Here is a 25,461-nt window from a genome sequence, read left to right on the forward strand (position 1 = left end):
GGTTGACGTGGTGTCGATGGATAGCGCCGCGCCGCCCCTGGCTCCCCGGGGGAGAGGGCGGCGCGGCGAATCGGGTGATGCGGTTCGGCTGTGCGCCGACTGGGCCGCGATTATAGCGCCCCGGGCGGGCGTTGAACAATCGTCGCCGGGTCAGACGCTGAAGCTTTCGCCGCAGCCACACTGATCCTTGACGTTGGGGTTGTTGAAGCGGAAGTAGCGGTTGAGCCCTTCGTTGACATAGTCGACCTCGCTGCCGTCGAGCATTTCCAGGGCGTCGGGGGCCACGAAGACCCTGACCCCGTGCTCCTCGAAGCAGGCGTCGTGGCTCGCCGCCTCGTCGGCGAAGTCGAGCACGTAGCTGTAGCCGGAGCAGCCGCTGGGCTTGACCGAGACGCGCAGGCCCAGGCCCTGGCCGCGCTCGTCGAGCACCCGGCGGATCTGGTCGGCGGCGGCGGTGGTGATGTTGAGGTGCGCCATGGTCTGTCTCCTGTCGGCAGTGGTCAGATCGCCTGGCGGCGCAGCCCGTCCAGGGCGTGGCGCAGGGCGGTGATGGCCCGGTCGATGTCGGCCTCGGTGGTGAAGCGCCCGAAGCTGAAGCGCAGCGAGGCCAGCGCCAGTGTGCGGGGCAAGCCGATGCCCTTCAACACATAAGACGGCTCGACGCTCGCCGAGTTGCAGGCCGAGCCGGTGGAAAGCGCGATGTCGCGCAGCGCCATCAGCAGCGATTCGCCATCCACGCCCTCGAAGGCGAGGTTGAGGATGTTGGGTACCGAGACCGCGGTGTCGGTATTGCGGTGGATGCCGCCCAGCCCGTCGAGGCCCGCCAGCAGGCGGTCGCGCAGTGCGGCGATGCGCGTCTGATCGGCCTCGCCCTCGGCGGCGGCCAGGGCGAAGGCCTCGCCCATGCCGACGATCTGGTGGGTGGGCAGGGTGCCGGAGCGCATGCCGCGCTCGTGGCCGCCGCCGTGGATCAGCGCCTCCAGGCGGATGTCCGGGTGGCGGCGCACATAGAGGGCGCCGACGCCCTTGGGGCCGTAGGCCTTGTGGCCGGAGAGCGACATCAGGTCGATGCCGAGGCGCTCGACGTCCAGGGGGAGGCGGCCCACCGCCTGGGCGGCGTCGACGTGGAACAGGGCGCCGCCGGCATGGGCCACTTCGGCGAGCGAGGCCAGGTCGTGGATGCTGCCCAGCTCGTTGTTCACCGCCATCAGCGACACCAGCACGGTGTCGGGGCGCAGCGCCTCGCGCAACTGGTCCGGCGTGACGCGGCCATCGCGGCCGGGGGCGAGCCAGGTGACCTCGAAGCCCTCTGTCTCCAGGGCCTTGGCCGTGTCCACCACCGCCTTGTGCTCGATGAGCGAGGTCACCAGGTGGCGCCCCCGCGCCCGGTTGGCGCGCAGCAGGCCGGTGAGCGCCAGGTTGTCGGCCTCGGTGGCGCCGCTGGTCCAGACGATCTCGCGGGGGTCGGCGCCGATCGGGTCGGCCACCTGGCGACGCGCGCTCTCCACCGCCTGTTCCGCCTGCCAGCCCAGCATGTGGCTGCGCGAGGCGGGGTTGGCGAAGATGCCGTCGAGGGTCAGGTGGCGCGCCATGGCCTCGGCGACTCGCGGGTCGACCGGCGTGGTGGCGGCGTAGTCGAGATAGACGGGTGTGGTCATGGCCTCGGGATGTCGTCGGTTGCTGCCTGGCGATTCAGGGCGCCGAGGCGAGGATGCCGTCATCGCCCTGGTGGCGACGCTGGCGGCTGGCGATCCGCTGGACCTCCTGGCGGCTGGCCAGTTCAGCCAGGGTGATGCCGTCGAGGAAGCCGTGGATCTGCTCCGACAGTTCGCACCACAGGTGATGGGTCAGGCAGGTGTTGCCGTGCTGGCAGTCGGAGAGCCCGCCGCAGCGGGTGGCGTCCACCGACTCGTCGACCGCGTCGATCACCCGCGCCACCGAGATCGCCGCCGGCGCCATGGCCAGCAGGTAGCCGCCGCCCGGGCCGCGCACGCTCTCCACCAGGCTCGCGCGGCGCAGGCGGGCGAACAGCTGCTCCAGGTAGGAGAGCGAGATCTCCTGGCGCCGCGAGATGTCGGCCAGGCAGATCGGCCCCGCCTGGGCGTGCACGGCCAGGTCGAGCATGGCGGTGACGGCGTAGCGTCCCTTGGTGGTCAGGCGCATGGCGTCCTCGGCGCCGCGGCGGGCGGCGGTGGATGGTCGTCGGCTCCCGGCGGGAGCGGCATGGACTGACTGCGCATTATGTGAAAGACCCAGTGCGAGGGTCAACCATTCGACTCGCGGCGCGGCGGTTCGACGTCGTCGTCGGTGGCCTCCGACTTCGCTGCCGGCGACTTCTCCGGCATGCCGCAGGCATCCTCGAGGACGTCGGCGAAGTCCTCGTCGCGGAGCTCCGGCAGCTGGCCGTCGCGGTAGCTGGCGTCCACCTTGCGCAGGGTCTGGCACATGCGCTCGATGCGCTCGTCCACGGCGTGCATGTGGTCGAGCATCGCCTGGATGGAGCGGGCTACCGGGTCGGGCATGTCCTCGCTGATACCGTAGGCGTCGAAGCCGAACTTGCGGCGCATGGCCTCGCGGCGCTTCGGGTCCACCTCCAGCACCTCGGCGGCGTCCGGTTCGGCGCGCTTGACGACCTTGCCGGGAATTCCCACCACGGTGGCGCCGGCGGGTACCTCCTTGGTGACCACGGCGTTGGAACCGATCTTGGCCCCGGCGCCCACGCTGAAGGGGCCGAGGATCTTGGCGCCGGCGCCGACGATCACCCCGTCCTCCAGGGTGGGGTGGCGCTTGCCCTTGTTCCAGCTGGTGCCACCCAGGGTCACGCCCTGGTAGAGGGTGACGTCGTCGCCCACCTCGGCGGTCTCGCCGATCACCACGCCCATGCCGTGGTCGATGAAGAAGCGCCGGCCGATGCTGGCGCCGGGATGGATCTCGATGCCGGTGAGCCAGCGCGCGAAGGTGGAGAGGCTGCGCGCCAACCACTTGAGGTTGGCCCGCCACAGCCGGTGGCTGAGGCGATGGATCAACAGGGCGTGCAGGCCCGGATAGTTGGTCAGCACTTCCAGGAAGTTGCGTGCGGCCGGGTCACGGTCGAAGACGCTGTTGATGTCCTCGCGCAGGTGTTGAAACATGCGGCGGTCCTTGGGGATGAGGGCGGGGCTGGACGGGTTCGATTCCTTAAGTGTGGGGGCGCCGGGCGCCCCCTTCAAGGCGCGGGGTCGTCGTTCCGGCGTGGGGCGAGCCGTTCGGTGGCGCTGAGGATGCCGCGCAGGATGTTGAGCTCCATGCGTTCGGGGCGGGCGCGCAGGGTGAGGCGGCGCAGGCGGGCCATCAGCTGGCGCGGCGTGGCCGGGTCGTGGAAGCCGATGGCGATCAGGGTGCGCTCCAGGTGGGCGAAGTAGTGCTCCAGCTCCTCGTGGCTGGCCAGCGGCGGCGTCTCCGCGTCATCTGCCTGCGGGTTTCCGGCGGCTTCGAGCCAGGCCAGGCGGCATTCGTAGGCCAGCACCTGCACCGCGGCGGCCAGGTTCAGGGAGCTGAACTCGGGGTTGGTGGGGATGTGCACATGGGCGTGGCAGCGCTGCAGCTCGGCGTTGGTCAGGCCGCTGTCCTCGCGACCCAACACCAGGGCCACCCGGGCGCCCTCGCCGGCGAGTTCGGTCGGCAGCCGGCTGCCCAGCTGGCGGGGGGTGATCATCGGCCAGGGCAGGGTGCGCGAACGGGCGCTGGCGCCCACCACCAGGGTGCAGTCCGCCACCGCCTCCTCCAGGCCGTCGGCCACCCGGGCGCTGTGGACCAGGTGGTCGGCGCCGGAGGCCCGCGACACGCTGTCGGCGGTGATCGGCTCGCAGCGTGGCGCCACCAGGGCCAGGTCGGCCAGGCCCATGTTGTGCATGGCGCGGGCGGTGGCGCCGATGTTACCGGGGTGGCTGGTGCCGATCAGGACGATGCGGATGCGGTCGAGCATGGGAGAACCGTTGGGCAGCTGAAAGGAAATAAGGGTAGGGGAGTCTAGCATGTTGCCTAGCGCCTGCTTAGCGTCAGCGGTGTCGCGCTCGGGGCTGATCCGGCGGCAGGCCCCGAAGTGTCGGACCATCGATGAGGCGCTGTAAACCCCTCCCTGGGCGCTACCGACGCCTTCCCTGGCGTAGGACCTCCTCTTCGGCCTGCCCCCGGCGCCCCTCGCTATCGCAGCAGCATATGCTTTGGCCACAGCGGCGAGTCGAATGGCGCGTCCCGCGTGCTTCTGCTAGCATTCGCGCCGACCCGTTCTTTAACACCACCGACTCCCCAAGGCCCGATCATGCATCCGATGGTCCAATTCGCGCTGCGCGCCGCGCGCAGCGCCGGCGAACAGTTCCTGCGCATTCGCGAGCGAATCGAGAATGCCCACGAAGAGCACAACCTCGATCGCCTGCTGGAGGACGCCGGCCGCAACGCCGAGGCGCTGATTGTCCGTCAGCTCTCCCGCGGCTACCCCCAGCACGGCGTCGTCGGCCGCTTCACCCCGCACCGCGACGGTGAAGGCGAGGGCCGGGACACCCTGTGGCGGCTCGAACCCTTCCACGGCTACTCTAACCTCGGCGTGGCCGCCCCCGGTTTCGCCCTGTCGCTGGTGTGCCTGGTCAAGGGCCGTCCGGAGCATGCGGTGGTGATCTGTCCCTTCAGTGACGACGAGTACCTGGCCAGCCGCGGCCGGGGCGCCCAGCTCAACGGCAAACGCATCCGCGTGCCGCGCACCACCGCGGTGGGCGGGGCGCGCGTGGCCATGGGCATGCCGGAGAGCTGGCTGCGCTCGCGTCACCTGCCCGCCTACCTGACCCTGGTGCAGCAACTGGGGCCGGTGATCGAGGTGCAGCGCGCCACCGGCAGCGGCCTGCTGGATCTCGCCGAGCTGGCTGCCGGCCGTGCCGACGCGGCCTTCGTACTGGGCCTGGAGGAGCAGGACCTGCAGGTCGGCTCGTTGCTGCTCAAGGAAGCCGGCGCATTGATGGGCACGCCGGACGGCAAGCCGTCGGTGGCGGCGGAGGGCCAGCTGATGGCCGCCGGCCCGCGCCTCTACAAGGCCCTGGTGCAGCAGCTCACGCCGCATTTCTAATCGGTGATTTCATAAAGCTCGATGGGGGTGCCGTCGGGGTCGGCCAGGAAGGTGAAGCGGGCGCCGGTGAATTCGTCGACGCGGACCGGCTCCGGCCGGGCGCCACGCGCCTCCAGGGTCGCCACGCAGGCGTCCAGGTCCGGCGTGGCCAGGGCCAGGTGGCGCAGCCCGCACGCCTCGGGGTGGCTGGGCCGCGGCGGCGGGTCGGGGAAGGAGAACAGCTCCAGCTGGATGCCGCCGGGCAGGCGCAGGTCGAGCTTGTGGCTGTCGCGGGCCTCGCGGTACGCCTCCTGGATCACCTCGGCGCCGAGCACCTCCAGGTAGAAGCGCCGGGCCCGGGGGTAGTCGGCGGTGATCAGCGCCACATGGTGCACCCCGGCCAGCGGCAGCGCGCTCATGGCGCGGCCTGGCAGAGCGTCTCCAGGGTCTCCACCAGGCTGTCCATCTCGTCCTCGGTACCCACGCTGATACGCAGGTAGTCGCGTAGCGCCTCGGTATTGAAGTGGCGCACCAGGATGCCGCGCTCGCGCAGTCCCACGAACAGCTGGGCGGCGTCCTGTTCGGGGTGGGTCACCAGCAGGAAGTTGGTCCGCGAGGGCAGCACCGTGAAGCCCAGCCGCTCGAGCCGGTCGCGGGTGCGTTCGCGGGTGGTGATCACCTTCTCGCGGCACGCCTCGAAGTGCTCGCGGTCGGCCAGGGCGGCGATGGCCACGGCGCTGGCCAGGCTGTCGATGGGGTAGGAGTTGAAGGAGTCCTTGACCCGCTCCAGGCCCTCGATCAGTTCCCGCGAGCCCACCGCATAGCCCAGACGCAGGCCGGCCAGGCTGCGCGACTTGGAGAAGGTGCCGGTGACCAGCAGGTTGGGGAAGCGCTCGACGAGCGGCACGGCGCTCTCGCCGCCGAAGTCGACGTAGGCCTCGTCCACCAGCACCACCGACTCGCTGACCCGCTCGAGCAGCCCGGCGAGCGCCTCGCGGCCATGGCCGTGGCCGGTGGGAGCATTGGGGTTGGCGAAGACGGCCCCGCCGCTGTCGGGGGAGAAGGCGTCGAGGTCCACCTCGTGGGCCGGGGTCAGCGGCAGCGCCCGGCGTTCGATGCCGTAGAGCCGGCAGTAGACCGGGTAGAAGCTGTAGGTGATCTCGGGCATCTCCAGGGGACGCGGCTGGCGGAAGAAGGCCTGGAAGGCCAGGGCCAGCACCTCGTCGGAGCCGTTGCCCACGAACACCTGTTCCGGGGTCACGCCGAGTTCCGCGGCCAGGGCCTCGCGCAGGGCGCGGGATTCGGGGTCCGGGTAGCGGCGCAGGTGGTCGGCGGGGAAGTCGCGCAGCACCGCCTCGACGCCCGGCGCCGGCGGGTAGGGGTTCTCGTTGGTGTTCAGCTTGATCAGGCGTTCGCGGGGCTGCTCGCCGGGGACGTAGGGCGTCAGCTCGCGCACCTCGGGACTCCAGAACTTGCTCATGGATCTCGCTCGGGCTCTCGACGGGAAACGACGGTCATGGTGACCTGCGCGGCCGGGCCGCGCAAGCCGCCTTCGTGCTAGGCTGGCCGACTTCACGACCCACGACGACAAGGTCCCGGGGTGGGCTGAGGAACCCTCGTCGCAGCCAGGCTGTCCGCCGACGGAATGAGAGGTTATGCTGTGGTCCAGGCCGCCGTGGATCACGGTGAAACGCCCATTGGGAAGGAGGACACACATGCAAATCAGGACCTTGCTCGCCGGATCGGCCCTGCTCGTGCTGGCCGGTTGTGCCGCTGGCCCCGGCACCACCCCCGACGCCCCCGAGGAAGCCGCCGAGGCGCGCTACCAGGGCACCCTGCCGTGCCGCAACTGCGATGGCATCGACCTCGACGTGCTGCTGCGTGGCGATGAGCAGGCGGCGGCCGAGGAGCGCACCTTCGAACTCCAGGCCTCCTACCGCGAGCACCCGCAGGATCCGCCCGACGAGAACTACGCCGGCAACTGGGAGGTGCTCGAGGGCACCGCCAACGAGCCGGATGCCACCGTCTACGAGCTGACCCCGGACGGCGATGGCCAGATCTACTACTTCCTGCGCGTCGACGGCCAGACCCTGGAGCTGATCGATCCCCAGCGTCGTCGCTTCCAGAACAGCGAGATGCTGCAGCTCAAGCGCCTGTGAGCGGCCGAGGGCGATCATCGAAGGGGGTGGCCTGGCGGCTGCCCCCTTTTCACGAGAGTCGAGATACGAGCGAGCCATGGCCAAGGCAAAGAGCGCCTTCGTCTGCACCGAGTGCGGTGCCGAATACCGCAAGTGGCAGGGGCAGTGCGGAAGCTGCCGGGAGTGGAACACCCTCAGCGAGGTGCGGCTGTCGGCGGCGCGGCCCGGTGCCGGGAGCGGTGCCGCGGTGGGCGGCGCGGGCCGGGGCGGCTACGCCGGGGCGCTGTCGCGGGAGGTGGTCGACCTGGCCAATGTCGATCTCTCGGAAGTGCCGCGGCTCTCCTCCACCTTCGAGGAATTCGATCGGGTGCTGGGCGGCGGCCTGGTGCCGGGCTCGGCGGTTCTGCTGGGCGGCCATCCCGGCGCCGGCAAGTCGACCCTGCTGCTGCAGACGGCCGGCAAGCTGGCCCAGTCGCGGCGGGTGCTCTACGTCACCGGCGAGGAGTCGCTCTCCCAGGTGGCGATGCGCGCCCACCGCCTGCAGCTGCCCGTGGCGGGCCTGAAGATGCTGGCCGAGACCAGCGTCGAGACGATCCTCGGCGTGGCCGAGCGCGAGCGTCCCGAGATCCTGGTCATCGACTCCATCCAGACCATGCACCTGGAGGACATCGCCTCGGCACCGGGCGGGGTGGCCCAGGTGCGCGAGTCCGCCGCGGCCCTGACGCGCTTCGCCAAGCAGTCCGACACCGTGCTGCTGCTGGTGGGGCACGTCACCAAGGACGGCACCCTGGCCGGCCCCAAGGTGCTCGAGCACATGATCGACGCCTCGCTGCTGCTGGAGGGCGGCGCCGACTCGCGCTTCCGCACCCTGCGCGGCCAGAAGAACCGCTTCGGTGCGGTCAACGAGCTGGGGGTCTTCGCCATGCTCGAGCACGGCCTCAAGGAGGTGAAGAACCCCAGCGCCATCTTCCTGTCGCGGGCCGAGGAACAGGCGCCGGGCAGCCTGGTGATGGTGGTCTGGGAGGGCACCCGGCCGATCCTCGTCGAGGTGCAGGCGCTGCTCGACGACTCGGCCCTGGGCAACCCGCGCCGCGTCGCCGTGGGCCTCGACCCCAACCGCCTGGCCATGCTGCTCGCCGTGCTGCACCGCCACGGCGGGCTGTTCACCGGCGACCAGGACGTCTTCCTCAACGTGGTGGGGGGCGTCAAGGTGCTGGAGACCAGCGCCGACCTGGCGGTGTTGCTGGCGGTGGTCTCCAGCCTGCAGAACCGGCCGTTGCCCCGCGAGCTGGTGGTGTTCGGCGAGGTGGGCCTGTCCGGCGAGATCCGTCCGGTGCCCAGCGGCCAGGAGCGCATCGTCGAGGCGGCCAAGCACGGCTTCATCCGCGCCATCGTGCCACGGGCCAACGCCCCCAAGCGCGCCCCCGAGGGCATGCAGGTGGTGGCCGTGGACAAGCTCGCCGACGCCCTGGAGGCTCTGTAGTCGGCCGCGTACCCGCGCCACACTGTTGTAGAATGACGGTAACCCATGCCAAGGAGACCATCATGAGCGCCATCCGCTTGACACAGTACAGCCACGGCGCCGGCTGCGGCTGCAAGATCGCCCCCGACGTGCTGGACGGCATCCTGGCCAAGGCCGGCCCCGGGGCGAGCCATTCCCGGTTGATCGTCGGCAACCAGGGGCGCGAGGACGCCGCCGTCTACGACCTGGGCGACGGGCGCGGCATGATCGCCACCACCGATTTCTTCATGCCCATCGTCGATGACCCCTTCGACTTCGGCCGCATCGCCGCCACCAATGCGATCAGCGACGTCTATGCCATGGGCGGCACCCCGGTGATGGCGCTGGGCATCCTCGGCTGGCCACTGGACAAGCTTTCCGCCGAGGTGGCCGGCGACGTCCTGGCCGGGGCCCAGGCGGTGTGCCGCGAGCTGGGCCTGGCCCTGGCCGGTGGCCACTCCATCGACGCCCCGGAGCCGATCTTCGGCCTGGCGGTGAACGGCCTGGTCGACCTCGAGCACCTCAAGCTCAACAAGGGCGCCCAGCCGGGCGACCTGCTGTTCCTGACCAAGCCGCTGGGCGTGGGCATGCTCACCACCGCCGAGAAGAAGGGGCTGCTGGAGGCCGGCCACCAGGGCCTGGCGCGGGAGACCATGCTGCGTTCCAACCGCATCGGCGCCAAGCTGGCCCAGGTGCAGGGCGTGCACGCCATGACCGACGTCACCGGCTTCGGCCTGGCCGGCCACCTGGTCGAGATGTGTGCGGCCAGCGAGGTGGCCGCGCGTATCGACTTCCGGCGCCTGCCGCGCCTGGCCGAGGCCGAGGCCTACCGCCGCCAGGGCGCCGTGCCCGGCGGCACCGAGCGCAATCGCCAGGCGCTGGGCGAGAGCCTGCCGGCGATGGACGAGGTGCACTGGCAGTGGCTCTGCGATCCCCAGACCTCCGGCGGCCTGCTGCTCTCCGTGCATCCCTCCTGGGAGGACGACGTGGAGCGCATCGGCCGCGAGCATGGCATCGAGCTCGTGCCCTTCGGCGAGGTGGTCAAGGCCGGCGGCGGCCCGGCCCTGATCGAGGTGCGCGGATGAGCGAGCTGCCGCTGGTCGAGCCGGACCTCTCCCTGCTGCGCGAGGGGCGGGTGCTGATCGACGTGCGTGCCCCGGTGGAGTTCGCCCAGGGTGGCCTGCCCGGGGCGGTGAACCTGCCGCTGATGGACGACGAGGAGCGCCACCGGGTCGGCATCGAGTACAAGCGCCGCGGCCAGCAGGCCGCCATCGTGCTGGGCGAGCGGCTGGTCAGCGGCGAGATCAAGGCGGCCCGGGTGGCGGCCTGGCGGCAACTGCTCGAGGCCCATCCGGACGCCATCGTCTACTGCTTCCGCGGCGGGCTGCGCTCGCAGGTCGCCCAGCAGTGGCTGGCCGAGACCGGCATCACCCGGCCGCGCATCCGCGGTGGCTGGAAGGCGATGCGCCAGGCGCTCTGCGCACGCATCGACGTCGCCGCCGAACAGCCGCTGCTGGTGGTGGGCGGGCTGACCGGCTGCGCCAAGACGGCGCTGATCCAGGCCCTCGACAATGGCCTCGACCTGGAGGGCTGCGCCCGCCACAAGGGCTCCGCCTTCGGTCGCCACCCGTTGCCGGCGCCCAGCCAGATCGACTTCGAGCACGCCATGGGGCGGCGCCTGCTGGACATCGAGGGCCCCGTGGCGGTGGAGGACGAGTCGCGCCACATCGGTGCCGCCAACCTGCCGCTGACCTTCTGGCGGGCCATGGAGCGGGCCCCGCGACTGCGCGTGGAGATGCCCCTGGACTGGCGGCTGGCGCAGATCCACAGGGACTACATCGAGGACCTCTGGGAGGTCTACCGGATGCAGTGCGGCGAATGGCTGGGCTGGGCGCTGATGCGCAAGCAGCTGGCCTCGTCGCTGGCCCGGCTCCGCAAGCGCCTGGGCGGCGCGCGCCTGGCGCGGCTGCAGCGCCTGCAGGAACTCGCCTTCCGCGAGCACGAGCGCGGCAATGCCCGGGCCCACGAGGCCTGGCTGGCACCGCTGCTCACCGAGTACTACGACCCCATGTACCGCTACCAGCTGGAGAAGCATCCGGAGCAGCGCTTCCTGCACGTGGGCGACTGGGAGAGCTGCCTGGAGGCCGCCCGCCAGTGGTCGGCGGAGCAGGCCGGCTGCGTCAGGTCGCGGACGAGCGCAGCCACTGGCTGAGCAGCCGGTCGAGCAGCGGGGCCAGGCGGTCGAAGCGCCGGGGATCGGCGAGCATCGTCTCGCCGCCCTGGGCATGGGGGCTCTCGGCGCTGCCGCTGGGCGGCGCGACGTACTCGAGCAGTGTGGCCACGCTCTCCCGGGTCGCCTCCAGGTGGCAGAGCAGTCCCACCACCCGGCCGCCGTCCCAGCTGAAGCCCTGCAGCGGGCTGGCCTCGCTGCCGCCCAGCGGCAGGGCGGCGTCGGGCAGGGTGAACACCTCGCGGTGCCACATGAAGGCGTCGAAGTTCTCCGGCAGGTCGAGGCCGCTCTCCGGCGCCAGGGTGACCCGGTGCCAGCCGGTCTCCGCGAAGGTGCCGCAGGCCGCCACGGCGCCCAGTCCCTCGGCGATCAGTCGCGCGCCGAAGCCGATGCCCAGCAGCGGCTTGCGGCTGTCCAGGGCGCGCTCGATCAGCTTGCGCTCGCGCTTCAGCCAGGGCTGGTCGGCCGGGTCGATGGCGCCGGCCGGGCCGTCGAGCACCACCAGGGCGTCGCAGTCGGTCAGCCGTGGCGGCAGGTCGCCTGCGTCCAGGTGGAACACCGTGTGGCTGTGGCCCATGCTGGTCAGCCAGTCGGCCAGGCGAGCCGGGCCCTGATGGGGGCTGTGCTGGAGCAGGTGCAGATGCATGGGGAAACCTCACCGTCGCGGAGTGCCGGGTACCGGGCCCGGCGGAGTGGGAGATGCAGGGAGCGGAAGGGTACATGAAGGCGGCATTGCGCGAACAGATCCATACCATCATCGCCGAGATTCCCCCCGGCCGGGTGACCACCTACGGGCGCATCGCCGCCATGACCGAGGGCGGTACCCCGCGGCTGGTGGCCCGCGCCCTGCGCGAACTGCCCGCGGGCCACGGCCTGCCGTGGTTCCGCATCATCACCGCCTCGCGCAAGCTGGCCGACCATCCCGGCGCCGCCGAGCAGCGTGAACGGCTCGCCGCCGAGGGGGTGCTGCTGGATGCCCGCGGCCGGGCCCCGGCCTCGCTTATGTGGCCCTGAGACAACGACATACCAAGGAGAGTCCATGAGCGGCTTCTTCCAGCGCCTGCAGCGGCTCGAGCCGCGTCGCCAGCAGGCCTTCATGGCGGCGCTGTGCGAGCGGTTGCTGCCCAACTATGCCCTCTACGCCCAGACCGCCGGCCACGGCGACCCCCAGGGCCTGCGCGCCATCCTCGACCTGGTGTGGGAGCAGCTGACGGTGAAGGGGGCGCGGATCGACTTCGAGCGCCAGGCCGAGAAGCTCGCCGCGCTGGAGCCCCCCGCCGCCGACGACAGCTTCGGTGCCCGCCGGGCCACCGAGGCGGTGGCGGCGCTCTCGGCGCTGCTCGATACCCTGCAGGGCGAGGCGCCGGAGGCGGTGCTGGAGGTGAGCAGGGCGTCGCGCGGTGGGGTCAGGGCCTTCATCGAACTGACCGAGGGCGAGGAGGACGACCAGCGCCTGGCGGCGCTGGTGCGCGAGCATCCGTTGATGGCGGACGAGAACGACTTCCAGGACGCCGTGCTCGAGGCCGTGGAGGGCGAACTGGACCGCGACGCCCTCAGGGCGCTGCGCCGCCTGGGGCGCAACGAGGGCGTCAGCAACCTGGGGCTCTCCGCCGACTGACCCTAGAGTCGCATCTCGATGCCCCGCTCGGCCATGTAACGCTTGGCCTCGGGGATCGTGTATTCGCTGAAGTGGAAGATGCTGGCGGCGAGCACCGCGTCGGCGCCGCCCTCGCGCACGCCCTCCACCAGGTGCTGGAGGTTGCCGACCCCGCCGGAGGCGATCACCGGCACGCTCACCGCGTCCGAGATGGCGCGGGTCACGCCCAGGTCGAAGCCGGCCTTGGTGCCGTCGCGGTCCATGCTGGTGAGCAGCAGCTCGCCGGCGCCCAGCTCCACCATCTTCTGCGCCCACTCCACGGCGTCCAGGCCGGTGGGGCGGCGGCCGCCGTGGGTGAAGATCTCCCAGCGCGGCGTCTCGCCTTCCTGCGAGACCCGCTTGGCGTCGATGGCCACCACGATGCACTGGCTACCGAAGCGCTCGGCGGCCTCGTGCACGAACTCGGGGTTGTTCACCGCGGCGGTGTTGATGGAGATCTTGTCGGCGCCGGCGTTGAGCATGGTACGGATGTCGTCGCAGGTGCGGATGCCGCCGCCCACGGTGAGCGGGATGAACACTTCACCGGCGATGCGTTCGACCATCTCCACGGTGGTGTCGCGGTCCTCGTGGCTCGCCGTGATGTCGAGGAAGGTGATCTCGTCGGCGCCCTGCTGGTTGTAGCGCTGGGCGATCTCCACCGGGTCGCCGGCGTCGCGGATGCCGACGAAGTTGACGCCCTTGACCACGCGGCCGGCGTCGACGTCCAGGCAGGGGATGATACGCTTGGCGAGTCCCATGATCAGCTCCCCCCTTGCGGGTTGGTGGCGTGGCCGAGGGCATCGCAGAGCCGCTGGCCCTCGGCCAGGTCCAGCCTGCCCTCGTAGATGGCGCGACCGGTGATGGCACCCAGTATCCCGGGCTCGCCGGCGGCCACCAGGGCGCGCAGGTCGTCGAGGTCGGTCACCCCGCCGGAGGCGATCACCGGCAGGCCGCCGTCGCGGGCAAGCGCCGCGGTGGCCTCGACGTTGACGCCGCCCAGCATGCCATCGCGGGCGATATCGGTGTAGACGATGCTCGAGACGCCGTCGTCGGCGAAGCGCCGGGCCAGGTCCACCGCCTTCACCCGGGAGACCTCGGCCCAGCCGTCGGTGGCCACATAGCCGTCGCGGGCGTCCAGGCCGACGATCACGTGGCCCGGGAACTGGCGGCACATCTCGCCGACGAAGTCGGGCTCCTTGACCGCCTTGGTGCCGATGATCACGTAGGCGACGCCGGCATCCAGGTAGTGGCGGATGGTCTCGGCGGAGCGGATGCCGCCGCCGATCTGGATCGGCAGGTCGGGGTAGCGGCGGGCGATGGCGGTGACCGCCTCACCGTTGACCGGCTTGCCCTCGAAGGCGCCGTTGAGGTCGACCAGGTGCAGGCGGCGGGCGCCGGCCTTGACCCAGCGCTCGGCCATGGCCACCGGGTCGTCGCCGTAGGTCGTGGCGTCGTCCATGCGGCCCTGCTTGAGGCGGACGCACTGGCCGTCCTTGAGGTCGATGGCGGGAATTACCAGCATGTGGGGATCCTTTCGGCGCCGCTCAGGGCGCCCAGTTGACGAAATTCTCGAGCATCTGGAGGCCGGCGCGGGAGCTCTTCTCGGGATGGAACTGCACGGCGAAGGTCGCGTCGCGCCCGATGGCCACATGGGCACTCACCCGGCCGTAGTCGGTGGTGCCGAACACGCTGGCGTCGTCGGCGGCATCGACATAGTAGCTGTGCACGAAATAGAAGTGTTCGTCCTGGTCGATGCCCGCCCACAGCGGATGATCGTGGCGCTGGTTCACCAGGTTCCAGCCCATGTGCGGCACCTTGAGCCGGTCGCCCCGGGCATCCGTCATGTCGGACGGGAAGCGCCTCACCTCGCCGGCGAGGAAGCCCAGGCAATCGATGCCGCCGTTCTCCTCGCTGTGGTCGAGCAGCATCTGCTGGCCGACGCAGATGCCCAGCAGCGGCTTCTCCTGGCTGGCGAGCTGCTCCTCCACCAGGCCGCGCAGCTCGGTCCTCTCCAGCTCGCCCATGCAGTCGCGGATGGCCCCCTGGCCGGGCAGCACCAGGCGGGTAGCGCCGCGGATGCGGCGGGGATCGCGGGTCACCACCACGTTCTCGTGGGTGACGTGCTCCAGTGCCTTGGCGACGGAATGCAGGTTGCCCATCCCGTAGTCGATGACGGCAATGGTCATGGGGCGCTCCTCGTGTGGTCGTGCGGCGGCCTCACAGGCTGCCCTTGGTGGACGGCAGCTGGCCGGCCATGCGCGGGTCGGGCTCCACGGCCATGCGCAGGGCGCGACCGAAGGCCTTGAAGATGGTCTCCGCCTGGTGGTGGGCGTTGAAGCCCTTCAGGTTGTCGATGTGCAGGGTGACCATGGCGTGGTTGACGAAGCCCTGGAAGAACTCCCAGAACAGCTGGGTGTCCAGGCGGCCGATGCTGGCGCGGGTGAACGTCACGTCCATGAACAGCCCGGCGCGGCCGGAGAAGTCGATCACCACCCGCGAGAGCGCCTCGTCCAGCGGCACGTAGGCGTGGCCGTAGCGGCGGATGCCGCGCTTGTCGCCGATGGCGCGGGCGAAGGCCTGACCCAGGGTGATGCCCAGGTCCTCGACGGTATGATGGTCGTCGATATGCAGGTCGCCCACCGCCTTGATGTCGAGGTCGATCAGCCCGTGGCGGGCCACCTGGTCGAGCATGTGATCGAGGAAGGGGACGCCGGTCTCGCAGGTCAACTGGCCGGTACCGTCGAGGTTGACGGTGACGCTGATCTGGGTCTCCTGAGTGTCACGGCTGACCGTGGCGATACGCTCGGACATTGAGGCTCTCCAGCGCCGGGGCGCGGTCGAAAACTGCCATTATAGAGAATCGTCGACCCCATCCGCTACAATGCACACCACTGCGCGGCGGCGACACACGCCGCCCCGGGCCAGGGAGACCCATCTATGCCGGTGACACTGCACCCCGTCGACCGCGCCGCCTGGGAAGCGGATGCCCAGGCCCGCAGCGACCTAGCGCGCATCTATGCCGATGCCCCCGCCGAGCGCCTGCCGGCCCCCGTCGATGCCTTCATCGACGATCACCTGGCCGCCGGCCACGCCTTCCTGTGTGCCCGCTTCAACGACCGCCTGCTGGGCGCCGTGGCCGTGCGCGACGATGGCACTGCCTGGTGGCTGTCGCACTTCTGCGTACGCAAGCCGACCCGGCGGCGCGGTGTGGGCTCGCGCCTGCTCGCCCTGGTCAGCGAGTCGGCCAACGCCGAGGGCAAGCCGCTGCGTGCCGAGGCCGCCCAGCTGCAGATGGCCGACCAGGTGCTGTTGTCGCGGCTGGGTTATCGACTCACCCGCGACGGCGACCACTACGAACTCATTCTGCCGGGCCTGGACAAGGAGACCCATCGATGAAGCGACTGCTGAGCGCCCTGCTGGCCGTGATCGGCGTACTGGCCGTGCTGGCCGTGGGGGCCGTGGTCTATGTCACCACCTTCTTCGACCCCGAGGACCTCAAGCCGCGACTGGTGGAGGTGGTGCGCGAGCAGAGCGGCCTGGAGCTGGCCCTGGAGGGCCCCCTGACCTGGTCTTTCTATCCCCGCCTGGGGGTCGGCGTGGAGCAGGCCGATGCCTGGCTGCCCGACCAGGAGCCCGGCGAGGAGGCCTCCTTCATGGCCTTCCGCCGCGCCGAGGTGAGCCTTTCCTTCGCGCCGCTGCTGCGCGGCGAAATCGCCATCGACGGCATGACCCTGGACGGCCTGCGCCTCAACCTGGAGCGCGACGCCGAGGGCCGCGGCAACTGGGAGTCGCTGCTGGAGCGTCTCGCCGAGGGCAGCACCGGAGCCGAGGAGGTGCTGGCGCCGGCCGGCGCCTCCACCGGCCCCCTGCCCAGCGGCGAGGGCGGCCTGGCAGTGGCGCTCAACATCGCCAGCGTGCAGGTGCGCGATGGGGAGCTGAACTACCGCGACCTGGGCGCCGACCAGGCACTGCGCCTGGAGGAGCTCTCCATCACCGGCCGCAACGTTAACCCGCGCCGTGCCTTCCCGCTTGAGGCGAGCTTCCGCCTGATCAGCCACGACGACCCGGACGTGATCGACGAGGCGACACCGCGGCTGGCCAGCGACGTGACCCTCGACGGCCGCGTGGCCCTGGAGCTGGCCGAGCGCCGCTACCTCATGGAGGACCTGACGCTCTCTTCCAGCAGCCGCCTGGACGGAGGAGAGAACGCCCAGGGCCTGGACCTCAGCGGCGCCCGGCTGGTGGTCGACATGCACGAGGGGCGCCTGCTCCTGGACGAGGGCAACCTGGAAGCCGACCTCCAGCATCCCGCCCTGGGCGACTCGCCCCTGGCGCTGGCCCTGGACTTCGCCCTGGAGGCTGACCTGGCCGCCGAGAGCGCCCAGCTCCGCGACCTGGAGCTGACCGGCGACGACGGCCTGCGGCTGAGCGGCAACCTCAACCTCCATGGCCTGTCCGCGGCGCCGACCTACGACGGTCAGTTGCGCCTGGCGCCGCTGTCGCTGCGCCCCTGGCTCGAGCGCTTCGACCGCCTGCCGGCCACGGCCGATGCCGAGGCGCTCTCCGACGTGGCCCTGACCAGTCCGCTGGAGGGAGACCTCGACGGGGTCGAGCTCACCGGCCTGACCCTGGTGCTCGACGACAGCACCTTCACCGGGCGGCTCGCCGCCGGCCTGGATGGCCGGCGCCTGGAGGCCGACCTGCAGGGCGACGGCCTCGATCTGGATGCCTACCTGCCGCCCCGCGAGGCGTCGGCCAACGGAGAGGACAGCGCCGCCCTGGGCGTGCCGGGGATCGCCAGCGCCCATGCCCAGGAACCGGCGCCCCTGGTGCCCGTCGAGTGGCTGGCCGAGCTCGGCCTGGATGCGCGCCTTACCCTGGGCAGCCTGACGCTGGCCGGGCTCGACTTCACCGACCTGACGCTGGCACTCGATGGCGGCGACGGTCGCCAGCGGCTGACGAGCCTCGAGTCGGCCTTCTACGAGGGCGACCTGGCCGCCAGCGGCGAACTGGACCTGACCCGCGATCCCGTCGCCTGGCAGCTGGCGCCGCGCCTCGACCGGGTGCGGACCGACTCGCTGTTCGAGGCGCTCGGCGAGGAGTCCGCGCCGCTGCGCGGGCGCCTCTCCGCCGAGGGCGAGCTGACCTCGCGCGGTAACACCTGGCCGGCGCTGAAGCGCCACCTCAACGGCAACTTCGCCTCGCGCCTGGACGATGGCGCCATCCTCGACGTCAACGTCTCGAAGGAGCTGTGCACCGCGGTGGCCAGCCTGGAGGGCGAGGAGACCAGCCGCGACTGGGCACCGGACACCCGCTTCGACCGTGCCGAGGCCAGCTTCGTGGTGCGCGATGGCACCCTGGAGAGCGACGACCTGATCGCCACCCTGCCCGGCATGGAGCTGGGTGGCGAGGGCTGGCTCGACCTCACCAGCGAGCGTTTCGACCTGCGTGCCGCGGCCCGAGTGGTGGACACCGCCGACCTGGCCTGCAACGTCAACCCGCGGCTCGAGCGGGTGCCCTTCCCGGTACGCTGCGAGGGCAGCCTGGGCGGCGACAGCGGCGAGTGGTGCCGCTTCGACCGGGCGGCCTTCCAGGAGACGCTCGGCGGCCTGCTGAGCGAGGAGCTGGGTCGCCGCGCCGGCGAGGAGTTGGAAGGCGCCCTCGAGGATCTCGATGAGCGCATCGGTGATGAAGCCGGTGAGGAACTTCGCGACTCGCTGCGCGGTCTATTCGATTGAGCAACAGTCAGTCCCTGCGCCGACCCTCGTGTCGGCGCTTTTTTATGGAGCCGCGATGACCGACACGCCGACTCCCGTGTTGCCCCCGGCGGCCTTCCAGCGCCGCCTGCTGAACTGGTTCGACGCACACGGCCGTCACGACCTGCCCTGGCAACAGGACCGCACCCCCTACCGGGTGTGGGTCTCGGAGATCATGCTGCAGCAGACCCAGGTGGCCACGGTGATCCCCTATTTCGAGCGCTTCATGGCGCGGTTTCCGGATGTCCGTGACCTGGCAGAAGCCGACCGGGACGAGGTGCTGCACCTGTGGACGGGGCTCGGCTACTACGCCCGGGGACGCAACCTGCACAAGGCGGCCCGGGCTATCGTCATGGAACACGGCGGCGAACTGCCGCTGGACATCGAGGCCCTGGCCGCGCTGCCCGGCATCGGCCGCTCCACCGCCGGGGCCATCGTCGCCCAGAGCTGCGGGCGGCGGGCGGTGATCCTCGACGGCAACGTCAAGCGCAGCCTGACCCGGTTGCACGGCGTGGCGGGCTGGCCCGGCCGGCCCGCGGTGGAGCGCCGCCTGTGGGCCCTGGCCGAGCACTACACGCCCCATGAACGGCTCGCCGACTACACCCAGGCGATGATGGACCTCGGCGCCACCCTGTGCCGCCGCGGCACCCCCGAGTGCGGGCGCTGCCCCTTCGCGGACGTCTGCGTGGCCCATGCCCGTGGCGAGGAGCGCCGCTTCCCCGAGTCCAAGCCGAAGAAGGCGCTGCCCACCCGCACCACCCGCATGCTGCTGCTGCGCGACGCCCGGGGCCGGGTGCTGCTGGAGCAGCGCCCGCCCAGCGGGCTGTGGGGCGGGCTGTGGAGCCTGCCGCAGTTCGACGACCCGGCGGCGCTGCGGGCCTGGCTGGACGCCCACGCCCCGGCCAGCCGGCTCGGCCCCGCCTGGTCTCCCTTCACCCACGTGTTCAGCCACTTCCGCCTGGAGATCACCCCCCAGCCGGCCAGCATCGAGCGCCTCGATTCGGTGGGCGAGGCGCGCCGCTGGTACGATCCCGATGACCCCGACAGCATCGGCCTGGCGGCGCCGGTGAAGGCGCTGCTGGCCAGCCTGGCCGCCTTCACCCTCGACGCGCCGCCGGGCCCCTGAATCCCCGATCCCTGAGGAGTAGACCCCATGAGCCAGACCGTCTTCTGTCGCAAGTACCAGCAGGAGCTCGAGGCCCTTCCATTCCCGCCGTTGCCCGGCAAGAAGGGCCAGGAGATCCAGGCCACCGTCTCCCGCCGGGCCTGGGAGGAGTGGCAGGCCCTGCAGACCCGCCTGATCAACGAGAAGCACCTCAATATGCTCGACCCGTCCACGCGGGAGTACCTGATGGAGCAGATGGAGCGCTTCCTCGACAACCGCGAGACCGACCAGGCCGAGGGCTACGTGCCTCGGGGCGAGTGACCCGCCGATGCCCCCATCTTTTTGAAACGGAAGGGGTTGACGCGGAAAGCCCGCTAGGGTTTAATACGCCCCGTTGGCACGGGCCAGATAGCTCAGTCGGTAGAGCAGGGGATTGAAAATCCCCGTGTCGGGGGTTCGATTCCCTCTCTGGCCACCACGTTGCTGGGGTATAGCCAAGTGGTAAGGCACCGGTTTTTGGTATCGGCATTCCCAGGTTCGAATCCTGGTACCCCAGCCATTGCCAACCTCGATTCCGAAAGGCCGTGAACAGGGGTTCACGGTCTTTCTCGCTCGGAGCCTCGGCCTCCGCGCGGGATGTAGGTGACGCGTTGCTGGCATAGCTCAGTTGGTAGAGCAGCTGACTTGTAATCAGCAGGTCCCGGGTTCGACTCCTGGTGCCAGCACCATCTAAACGCCTTGGAAATCAGGCATTGCCCTAGATTGAAAACCGCCCATCGAGGCGGTTTTTTGCCGTTGCACCCCAGGGATCTTGGCTGCTAGGGTGGGCGGTGACGCCGAGGGCGTTGCAAGTTACTGATTCGTAAAGGAGTCCATGCGGCGGCCCATGCGGCCAACGACCCTTCATCGCAGCACCCGGTTCCAATGCCGGGTAAAGGCATCTCGAAAATGCCTGCCACATCAGTAGCTTGAAGTACGTCCAGGACCGCCCTCGTGGCGGTTTTTTTCGTCCCCGGCCGTCGGGTCCCGGCCCTGTGGGCCTTGAACCCCGTGCCGGGCGTCCCTACATGGCGATACGCGGCTCCTTCATTGGGGTCGCCCACGGCTGTCTCGCCGTCGGGATGAGCCTTGCTGAAACTGATCACGGATGCACAGGAGGTGATTGGATGTCAGTCAAGACAACGTCCAACCGTACGCTGGAACAGGCAGTTACCAACCGTACCATCGTCGATTCCCCGGACCCGGAGAGTCGCGTGCGCACCGCGCCGCGCCCGGGCGAGGATCCGTATCCCACCCGTCTCGCCGAGCCGTTCGACATGCCCTGGTTCAACCGCCGCGAGCCGGTGGTCAAGGGGCGTGCCGAGGAGGGCCCCCTGAGCCAGGCACAACTCGACGAGTTCGATCGCAAGGGCTTCCTCTTCGAGCCCAACTTCATCGGCGGCGACGAGCTCGACGAGCTGCGTCGGGAGCTGGCGGCGCTGCTCGAGCACGAGGACTTCCGCGACCGCGACTTCAGCATCACCGAGCCGTCGGGCCGGGAGATCCGCTCGCTGTTCGCGGTGCACTTCCTCTCCGAGCTGTTCGGCCGCCTGGCCCGCGACGAGCGCCTGATGGGCCGCGCCCGCCAGATCATCGGTGACGAGCCCTACGTGCACCAGTCGCGCATCAACTACAAGCCCGGCTTCGAGGGCAAGGGCTTCAACTGGCACTCGGATTTCGAGACGTGGCACGCCGAGGACGGCATGCCGGGCATGCATGCGGTGAGTGCCTCCATCGTGCTCACCGACAACCACCACTTCAACGGCCCGCTGATGCTGATCCCGGGCTCCCACCGGGTGTTCGTGCCCTGCCTGGGCGAGACGCCGGACGACAACCACAAGCAGTCGCTGAAGAGGCAGGAGCTCGGCGTGCCGAGCCGCGAGGCGCTGACCGCGCTGGTCGAGCGTCACCGCATCGAGGCGCCCACCGGGGCCGCCGGCGGCCTGCTGCTGTTCGACTGCAACGTGTTGCACGGCTCCAACGCCAACATGTCACCGGATCCGCGCAGCAACGCCTTCTTCGTCTACAATCGGCGCGACAACCGCTGCCAGGCGCCCTTCGCGGCACCCAAGCGGCGCCCGGACTTCCTGGCCCATGATCCCGACGCGGCGTGGGACCCGGATGCCTGATCCGGCGACACGGCCTCGGTGTGTGGTGCACGGGGCCCGGTGCGGTAGACTGGGGGGCTTGTCGCCGTGGTACGGCACGCCCAATGAGAAGGAGAAGATGCGCCATGCGCTTTGTACCCCGATTCACCGATGGCCAGGCGTTCCCCCACGCACTCGGCAAGATCGTCTGCGTCGGCCGCAACTACGCCGACCACGCCCGGGAGCTCGACAATCCGGTGCCCAGCGAGCCGTTGCTGTTCATCAAGCCGGCGACCAGTGCGGTGCCGCTGGAGTCGACCATCGAGGCTCCCTTCTCGCGGGGCGAGGTGCATTACGAGACCGAGCTGGCGCTGCTGATCGGCGAGGAACTCTCCCACGCCACCACCGACGAGGCGGAGCGTGCCGTGGTGGGCATCGGCCTGGCGCTGGACCTGACCCTGCGCGACGTCCAGTCGCGCCTCAAGGAGAAGGCCCATCCCTGGGAGATCGCCAAGGCGTTCGACGGTGCCTGCCCGCTGTCGGTGTTCCAACCGCTCGCCCAGGTGCCCAACTGGAGCGCCATCTCCTTTACCCTGGAGGTGGACGGCGAGCTGCGCCAGCACGGCGAGGGCTCGGAGATGCTCTTCCCGGTGGCCAGCCTGGTCGCCGAGATGAGTCGACATTTCACCCTGCAGCCGGGAGACGTGGTGCTGACCGGCACGCCGGCCGGGGTGGGGCCACTGCCCCGCGGCGCCGAGCTGCGCTTCACCCTCACCGGTGGCCTGGAGGTGGTCACCCGCGTGGTGGAGTAGCGCCACCAGTCAGACTCCCTCTTCGATCTGACCCCGGCGCCTTCTCACGCTGATCATTTGGCGCGATCACTCCAGGTAGGTGTAGCCGGCCAGGCCCTCGGAGAGATCGTCGAGGAAGCGCTGCTGCTCGGCCTCGTCGAGGCCGCTGGCCGCCAGCTGCTCGGCCAGGTTGTCGCGCAGTACCTCGGCGTCGAAGTTGACGTAGCCGAGCACGTCGGCGACCCGGTCGCCCTGCTGGACGTGGCTGAAGGTCCAGCTGCCGTCCGGGTTGAGGGTGGCGTCCACCGAGTCGGTGTCCCCGAACAGGTTGTGCAGGTCGCCGAGGATCTCCTGGTAGGCTCCCACCATGAAGAAGCCGAGCAGCTTCTCGTCACCCTCCTGCCATTCCGGCAGCGGCAGGGTGGTCTCGACGCCCTGACCGTCCACGTAGCCGTCGATGCGACCGTCGCTGTCGCAGGTGATGTCCTGGATCACGCCGCGGCGTTCCGGCTCGTGGTCGAGGCCGGTGAGCGGCAGCACCGGGAAGATCTGCTGGATGCCCCAGACGTCGGGAATCGACTGGAACAACGAGAAGTTGACGAACAGCTTGTCGGCGAGCTTCTCGGCCAGCTCGTCGTCGATCTCGCGGTGCACGCGGTTGCGGGTGTCGAGGCGCGCGCGCAGCCGGGCGCAGGCGACGAAGTAGACGGCCTCGCCCTCGGCGCGGGCGGTGATGTCGGTGAGGCCCATCACGAAGCGCTCGTGCAGCTCGCCCATGGCCTGCACCAGGTCGTGCCAGGCCTCCACCAGGCCGCGCGGGTCGGGCGTATCACCCAGCAGGTCGTGGACCCGCCACAGCTCGTCCACCTGGGGATCGCCCTCGATCCGTCGCTCCGGGGTGGTCTCGCTGACCCGCTCCTCGCCGATCACGTTGGTGATCAGCACCGCATGGTGGGCGGTGAGCGCGCGGCCCGATTCGCTGATCAGGTGGGGCTGGGGCAGGTCGTGCTCCTGGCAGGCCAGGCGGAAGGCGTAGACCACGTTGCGGGCGTACTCCAGCATCGAGTAGTTGGCCGAGCAGAAGCTGCGCGAGCGGGTGCCCTCGTAGTCGACCCCCAGGCCGCCGCCCACGTCCACGGTGTCCACCGGGGCGCCCAGCTCCACCAGGCTCTGGTAGAAGCGCGCGCACTCGCGCAGGCCGCGCTGGATGTCGCGGATGTTGGCGATCTGCGAGCCCAGGTGGAAGTGCACCAGTTGCAGGCTGGCCAGGGCATCGGCCTCGCGCAGCTGCTCCACCACCGCCAGCACCTGGCTGGCGGTGAGGCCGAACTTGGACTTCTCGCCGCCGGTGTTCTGCCAGCGGCCGCGGCCCACGGTGGCCAGGCGGGCGCGCAGGCCGATGCGCGGCTTGACGCCGAGTTCGGCGGCCTCCTCGAGGATCAGCGGCAGCTCGGAAAGCTTCTCCACCACCAGGTAGACGCGATGGCCGAGCTTCTCGCCCATCAGCGCTAGGCGCACGTACTCGCGGTCCTTGTAGCCGTTGCAGACGATCAGCGAAGGGCCGTCGCCGGAGAGCGCCAGCACGGCGAGCAGTTCCGGCTTGCTGCCGGCCTCCAGGCCCACGCGGTCGCGGCCGCGCTCGGGCGTGGCGAGTATCTCCTCCACCACGCGGCGTTGCTGGTTGACCTTGATGGGATAGACGGCGGTGTAGCCACCATCGAAGGCCTCCTCGGCCATGGCGGTGTCGAAGGCGGTGCACAGCTGCTCGACCCGGTCGTGGAGGATGTCGATGAAGCGCACCAGCACCGGCAGGCGCAGGCCGGCGGCCTTGAGCTCGGCCACCAGGTCGTCCAGGGGCAGGGCCGGGCCCTCGGTCTCGCTGCCCAGCGGGCGCACCAGGGCATGGCCGGAGTCGTCCACGTCGAAGTAGCCGCTGCCCCACTGGTCGATGTTCCAGACGCGGCGGGCGCGCCGTGCGGGGCTGCCGGCACTGGCCATGGGGAGACTCATGCATTCACCTCCGGAAGCGGCAGGGCACCGTGGTCGATGCGCGCCTTGAGGATGGTGCGGAACTGCTCGGGATCGTGGGGGGTGAGGTCGTGGGCCGGCGGGTCCACGTAGACCACCAGCAGCCGCGACAGCCAATAGCGCAGCGCGGTCATGCGCAGCATCATCGGCCAGGCGTCGCGCTCGGCGACGGTCAGCGGGCGTCGCGCCTGGTAGGCGCCGAGGATGGCGTCGTGGCGCTCGGGGTTCAACCGGCCGTCGGCGTCGATGGCCCAGTCGTTGATGACGATGGCCAGGTCGAACAGCAGGTCGCCGGTGCAGCCGTTGTAGAAGTCGATCACCCCCCCCAGGCGGTCGCCCTCGAACAGGGTGTTGTCGCGGAACAGGTCGCCGTGCAGCGCCCCCTGGGGCAGCTCGGGGCCGTTGCCGAAGGCGTCCTGGTAGATCTCCACCTCGTCCTTCATCAGCGTCTGGTCCTCCGGCGAGAGGTAGACCAGCACCTTGTGGTGCATGGGCAGCAGCCAGTGGAGGTCGCGCGGGTTGGGACGGTGGCCCGGGAAGTGCTGCGATACCCTGTGCATGTGACCCAGGGCGTCGCCCAGGGCGCGGCACTGGGCCAGGTTGGGGGCCTTGGGGTGCCGGCCGGGCAGCCGCGGGAACAGCAGGGCGGGCTTGTCGGCCAGGCTGTGCAGCGCCACCCCGTCACGGTCGTGCAGCGGGCCCGGTACCGGCAGGCGGTGTTCGTCGAGGTAGTCGAGCAGCTCGACGAAGAACGGCAACTCCTCGTGCTCGCCCTGCTCGAACAGGGTCAGCACCAGTTGGCGCCGGTCGGTGGTGACGAAGAAGGTGCTGTTCTCGGTGCCGGCGGGCACGCCCTCCAGGGAGACCAGCGAGCCGGCATCGAAGCGGCCCAGGAACGCCTCGACCTGGGTCTCGGTAAGCGGTGTGAATACGGCCATGTGTCTCTCACCCGGGTTGCCAAGCCGCCTATTGTAGCGACTTGGGAGTGTGATGCACGCGTCCGTAGGCGGAGATCAGGGCTATTGTCGTTGCCTACAGCGAGGGGCGCCGGGGACAAGCTGAAGAGGAGGCCTGTC

General features: G+C 70.3%; 27 protein-coding genes and 3 tRNA genes. 16 read left to right on the forward strand and 14 right to left on the reverse strand.

Annotation, left to right across the window (positions count from 1 at the left end):
- Positions 1 to 150 precede the first annotated feature (150 nt).
- From QWY80_RS06750 to trmJ, 5 genes are all read right to left on the reverse strand, one after another.
- Positions 151 to 477 (reverse strand): HesB/IscA family protein, encoded by a 327-nt coding sequence (locus QWY80_RS06750; protein WP_290229978.1) that lies wholly within the window; start codon positions 475 to 477, stop codon positions 151 to 153.
- A 23-nt stretch (positions 478 to 500) separates the two neighbouring features.
- On the reverse strand, positions 501 to 1,658 hold the full coding sequence (locus tag QWY80_RS06755) for an aminotransferase class V-fold PLP-dependent enzyme (RefSeq protein ID WP_290229979.1): 1,158 nt from the start codon (positions 1,656 to 1,658) through the stop codon (positions 501 to 503).
- A 34-nt stretch (positions 1,659 to 1,692) separates the two neighbouring features.
- Complete coding sequence (gene iscR / locus QWY80_RS06760) at positions 1,693 to 2,163, reverse strand: Fe-S cluster assembly transcriptional regulator IscR (protein WP_290229980.1); 471 nt, start codon at positions 2,161 to 2,163, stop codon at positions 1,693 to 1,695.
- 101 nt (positions 2,164 to 2,264) lie between these two features.
- The gene (gene cysE, locus QWY80_RS06765; protein ID WP_290229981.1) at positions 2,265 to 3,131 is read right to left on the reverse strand and encodes a serine O-acetyltransferase; all 867 of its coding nucleotides are present in this window, start codon (positions 3,129 to 3,131) and stop codon (positions 2,265 to 2,267) included.
- Positions 3,132 to 3,205: 74 nt separating this feature from the next.
- Entirely contained in the window at positions 3,206 to 3,964 is a 759-nt protein-coding gene (gene trmJ / locus QWY80_RS06770) for a tRNA (cytosine(32)/uridine(32)-2'-O)-methyltransferase TrmJ (protein ID WP_290229982.1), read from the reverse strand.
- A gap of 336 nt (positions 3,965 to 4,300) precedes the next feature.
- Between trmJ and QWY80_RS06775 the strand changes: the two genes are divergently transcribed.
- Positions 4,301 to 5,095 (forward strand): inositol monophosphatase family protein, encoded by a 795-nt coding sequence (locus QWY80_RS06775; protein ID WP_290229983.1) that lies wholly within the window; start codon positions 4,301 to 4,303, stop codon positions 5,093 to 5,095.
- Here the strand turns inward: QWY80_RS06775 and gloA2 are convergent.
- Together gloA2 and hisC are read right to left on the reverse strand one after the other, a co-directional pair.
- Positions 5,092 to 5,493 (reverse strand): SMU1112c/YaeR family gloxylase I-like metalloprotein, encoded by a 402-nt coding sequence (gene gloA2 / locus QWY80_RS06780; RefSeq protein WP_290229984.1) that lies wholly within the window; start codon positions 5,491 to 5,493, stop codon positions 5,092 to 5,094. The genes QWY80_RS06775 and gloA2 overlap by 4 nt on opposite strands.
- The gene (hisC, locus tag QWY80_RS06785) at positions 5,490 to 6,554 is read right to left on the reverse strand and encodes a histidinol-phosphate transaminase (RefSeq protein ID WP_290229985.1); all 1,065 of its coding nucleotides are present in this window, start codon (positions 6,552 to 6,554) and stop codon (positions 5,490 to 5,492) included. The genes gloA2 and hisC overlap by 4 nt, the downstream gene beginning before the upstream one ends.
- 235 nt (positions 6,555 to 6,789) lie before the next feature.
- Here hisC and QWY80_RS06790 point away from each other — a divergent pair, with 235 nt between their 5' ends.
- From QWY80_RS06790 to mnmH, 4 genes are all read left to right on the forward strand, one after another.
- Complete coding sequence (locus QWY80_RS06790) at positions 6,790 to 7,233, forward strand: copper resistance protein NlpE N-terminal domain-containing protein (protein WP_290229986.1); 444 nt, start codon at positions 6,790 to 6,792, stop codon at positions 7,231 to 7,233.
- 76 nt (positions 7,234 to 7,309) lie between these two features.
- Complete coding sequence (gene radA, locus QWY80_RS06795) at positions 7,310 to 8,695, forward strand: DNA repair protein RadA (RefSeq protein ID WP_290229988.1); 1,386 nt, start codon at positions 7,310 to 7,312, stop codon at positions 8,693 to 8,695.
- A gap of 59 nt (positions 8,696 to 8,754) precedes the next feature.
- Positions 8,755 to 9,798: a selenide, water dikinase SelD gene (gene selD / locus QWY80_RS06800; RefSeq protein ID WP_435389306.1), complete on the forward strand. Its 1,044-nt coding sequence runs from the start codon at positions 8,755 to 8,757 to the stop codon at positions 9,796 to 9,798.
- On the forward strand, positions 9,795 to 10,925 hold the full coding sequence (gene mnmH / locus QWY80_RS06805; protein ID WP_290229991.1) for a tRNA 2-selenouridine(34) synthase MnmH: 1,131 nt from the start codon (positions 9,795 to 9,797) through the stop codon (positions 10,923 to 10,925). Before selD ends, mnmH begins: the two co-directional genes overlap by 4 nt.
- Here mnmH and QWY80_RS06810 read toward each other — a convergent pair.
- Complete coding sequence (locus tag QWY80_RS06810; protein WP_290229992.1) at positions 10,894 to 11,589, reverse strand: type 1 glutamine amidotransferase; 696 nt, start codon at positions 11,587 to 11,589, stop codon at positions 10,894 to 10,896. The two genes, mnmH and QWY80_RS06810, sit on opposite strands and share 32 nt — an antisense overlap.
- Before the next feature lie 74 nt (positions 11,590 to 11,663).
- Here QWY80_RS06810 and QWY80_RS06815 point away from each other — a divergent pair, with 74 nt between their 5' ends.
- Both QWY80_RS06815 and QWY80_RS06820 read left to right on the forward strand, forming a co-directional pair.
- On the forward strand, positions 11,664 to 11,957 hold the full coding sequence (locus QWY80_RS06815) for an MGMT family protein (RefSeq protein WP_290230267.1): 294 nt from the start codon (positions 11,664 to 11,666) through the stop codon (positions 11,955 to 11,957).
- 25 nt (positions 11,958 to 11,982) lie between these two features.
- Positions 11,983 to 12,561: a YjaG family protein gene (locus QWY80_RS06820; RefSeq protein ID WP_290229993.1), complete on the forward strand. Its 579-nt coding sequence runs from the start codon at positions 11,983 to 11,985 to the stop codon at positions 12,559 to 12,561.
- A gap of 2 nt (positions 12,562 to 12,563) precedes the next feature.
- Here the strand turns inward: QWY80_RS06820 and hisF are convergent, their stop codons facing one another.
- From hisF to hisB, 4 genes are read right to left on the reverse strand one after another with little or no spacing between them, the layout of a single operon-like run.
- Complete coding sequence (gene hisF / locus QWY80_RS06825) at positions 12,564 to 13,337, reverse strand: imidazole glycerol phosphate synthase subunit HisF (RefSeq protein ID WP_290229994.1); 774 nt, start codon at positions 13,335 to 13,337, stop codon at positions 12,564 to 12,566.
- 2 nt (positions 13,338 to 13,339) lie between these two features.
- Complete coding sequence (hisA, locus tag QWY80_RS06830) at positions 13,340 to 14,101, reverse strand: 1-(5-phosphoribosyl)-5-[(5-phosphoribosylamino)methylideneamino]imidazole-4-carboxamide isomerase (RefSeq protein WP_290229995.1); 762 nt, start codon at positions 14,099 to 14,101, stop codon at positions 13,340 to 13,342.
- 22 nt (positions 14,102 to 14,123) lie between these two features.
- Entirely contained in the window at positions 14,124 to 14,765 is a 642-nt protein-coding gene (gene hisH, locus QWY80_RS06835) for an imidazole glycerol phosphate synthase subunit HisH (protein WP_290229996.1), read from the reverse strand.
- Between the two features lie 31 nt (positions 14,766 to 14,796).
- Entirely contained in the window at positions 14,797 to 15,390 is a 594-nt protein-coding gene (hisB, locus tag QWY80_RS06840) for an imidazoleglycerol-phosphate dehydratase HisB (RefSeq protein WP_290229997.1), read from the reverse strand.
- 126 nt (positions 15,391 to 15,516) lie between these two features.
- Between hisB and QWY80_RS06845 the strand changes: the two genes are divergently transcribed.
- From QWY80_RS06845 to QWY80_RS06885, 9 genes are all read left to right on the forward strand, one after another.
- A complete protein-coding gene (locus tag QWY80_RS06845) occupies positions 15,517 to 15,975 on the forward strand; it encodes an acetyl-CoA sensor PanZ family protein (RefSeq protein ID WP_290229998.1) in 459 nt (152 codons plus the stop codon).
- On the forward strand, positions 15,972 to 18,317 hold the full coding sequence (locus QWY80_RS06850; RefSeq protein ID WP_290229999.1) for an AsmA family protein: 2,346 nt from the start codon (positions 15,972 to 15,974) through the stop codon (positions 18,315 to 18,317). Before QWY80_RS06845 ends, QWY80_RS06850 begins: the two co-directional genes overlap by 4 nt.
- 55 nt (positions 18,318 to 18,372) lie before the next feature.
- Positions 18,373 to 19,461, forward strand: coding sequence for an A/G-specific adenine glycosylase (gene mutY / locus QWY80_RS06855; protein WP_290230000.1), 1,089 nt, complete (start codon positions 18,373 to 18,375; stop codon positions 19,459 to 19,461).
- Positions 19,462 to 19,488: 27 nt separating this feature from the next.
- Complete coding sequence (locus QWY80_RS06860; protein ID WP_290230001.1) at positions 19,489 to 19,761, forward strand: oxidative damage protection protein; 273 nt, start codon at positions 19,489 to 19,491, stop codon at positions 19,759 to 19,761.
- A gap of 81 nt (positions 19,762 to 19,842) precedes the next feature.
- Positions 19,843 to 19,918, forward strand: a tRNA-Phe gene (locus QWY80_RS06865).
- Between the two features lie 6 nt (positions 19,919 to 19,924).
- A tRNA-Gln gene (locus tag QWY80_RS06870) sits at positions 19,925 to 19,999 on the forward strand.
- A 93-nt stretch (positions 20,000 to 20,092) separates the two neighbouring features.
- Positions 20,093 to 20,168: transfer RNA gene (locus QWY80_RS06875), tRNA-Thr, on the forward strand.
- 438 nt (positions 20,169 to 20,606) lie between these two features.
- Positions 20,607 to 21,608, forward strand: coding sequence for an ectoine hydroxylase (gene thpD, locus QWY80_RS06880; protein ID WP_290230002.1), 1,002 nt, complete (start codon positions 20,607 to 20,609; stop codon positions 21,606 to 21,608).
- A 104-nt stretch (positions 21,609 to 21,712) separates the two neighbouring features.
- A complete protein-coding gene (locus QWY80_RS06885; protein ID WP_290230003.1) occupies positions 21,713 to 22,378 on the forward strand; it encodes a fumarylacetoacetate hydrolase family protein in 666 nt (221 codons plus the stop codon).
- Between the two features lie 66 nt (positions 22,379 to 22,444).
- Here QWY80_RS06885 and speA read toward each other — a convergent pair whose 3' ends face one another.
- A complete protein-coding gene (speA, locus tag QWY80_RS06890; protein ID WP_290230004.1) occupies positions 22,445 to 24,367 on the reverse strand; it encodes a biosynthetic arginine decarboxylase in 1,923 nt (640 codons plus the stop codon).
- A complete protein-coding gene (locus QWY80_RS06895) occupies positions 24,364 to 25,323 on the reverse strand; it encodes a homoserine kinase (RefSeq protein WP_290230006.1) in 960 nt (319 codons plus the stop codon). Before QWY80_RS06895 ends, speA begins: the two co-directional genes overlap by 4 nt.
- Positions 25,324 to 25,461: the final 138 nt, after the last annotated feature.

Origin of the sequence: Halomonas ramblicola, from assembly GCF_030409215.1 — a bacterium.
GTDB classification, from domain to species: domain Bacteria; phylum Pseudomonadota; class Gammaproteobacteria; order Pseudomonadales; family Halomonadaceae; genus Halomonas; species Halomonas ramblicola.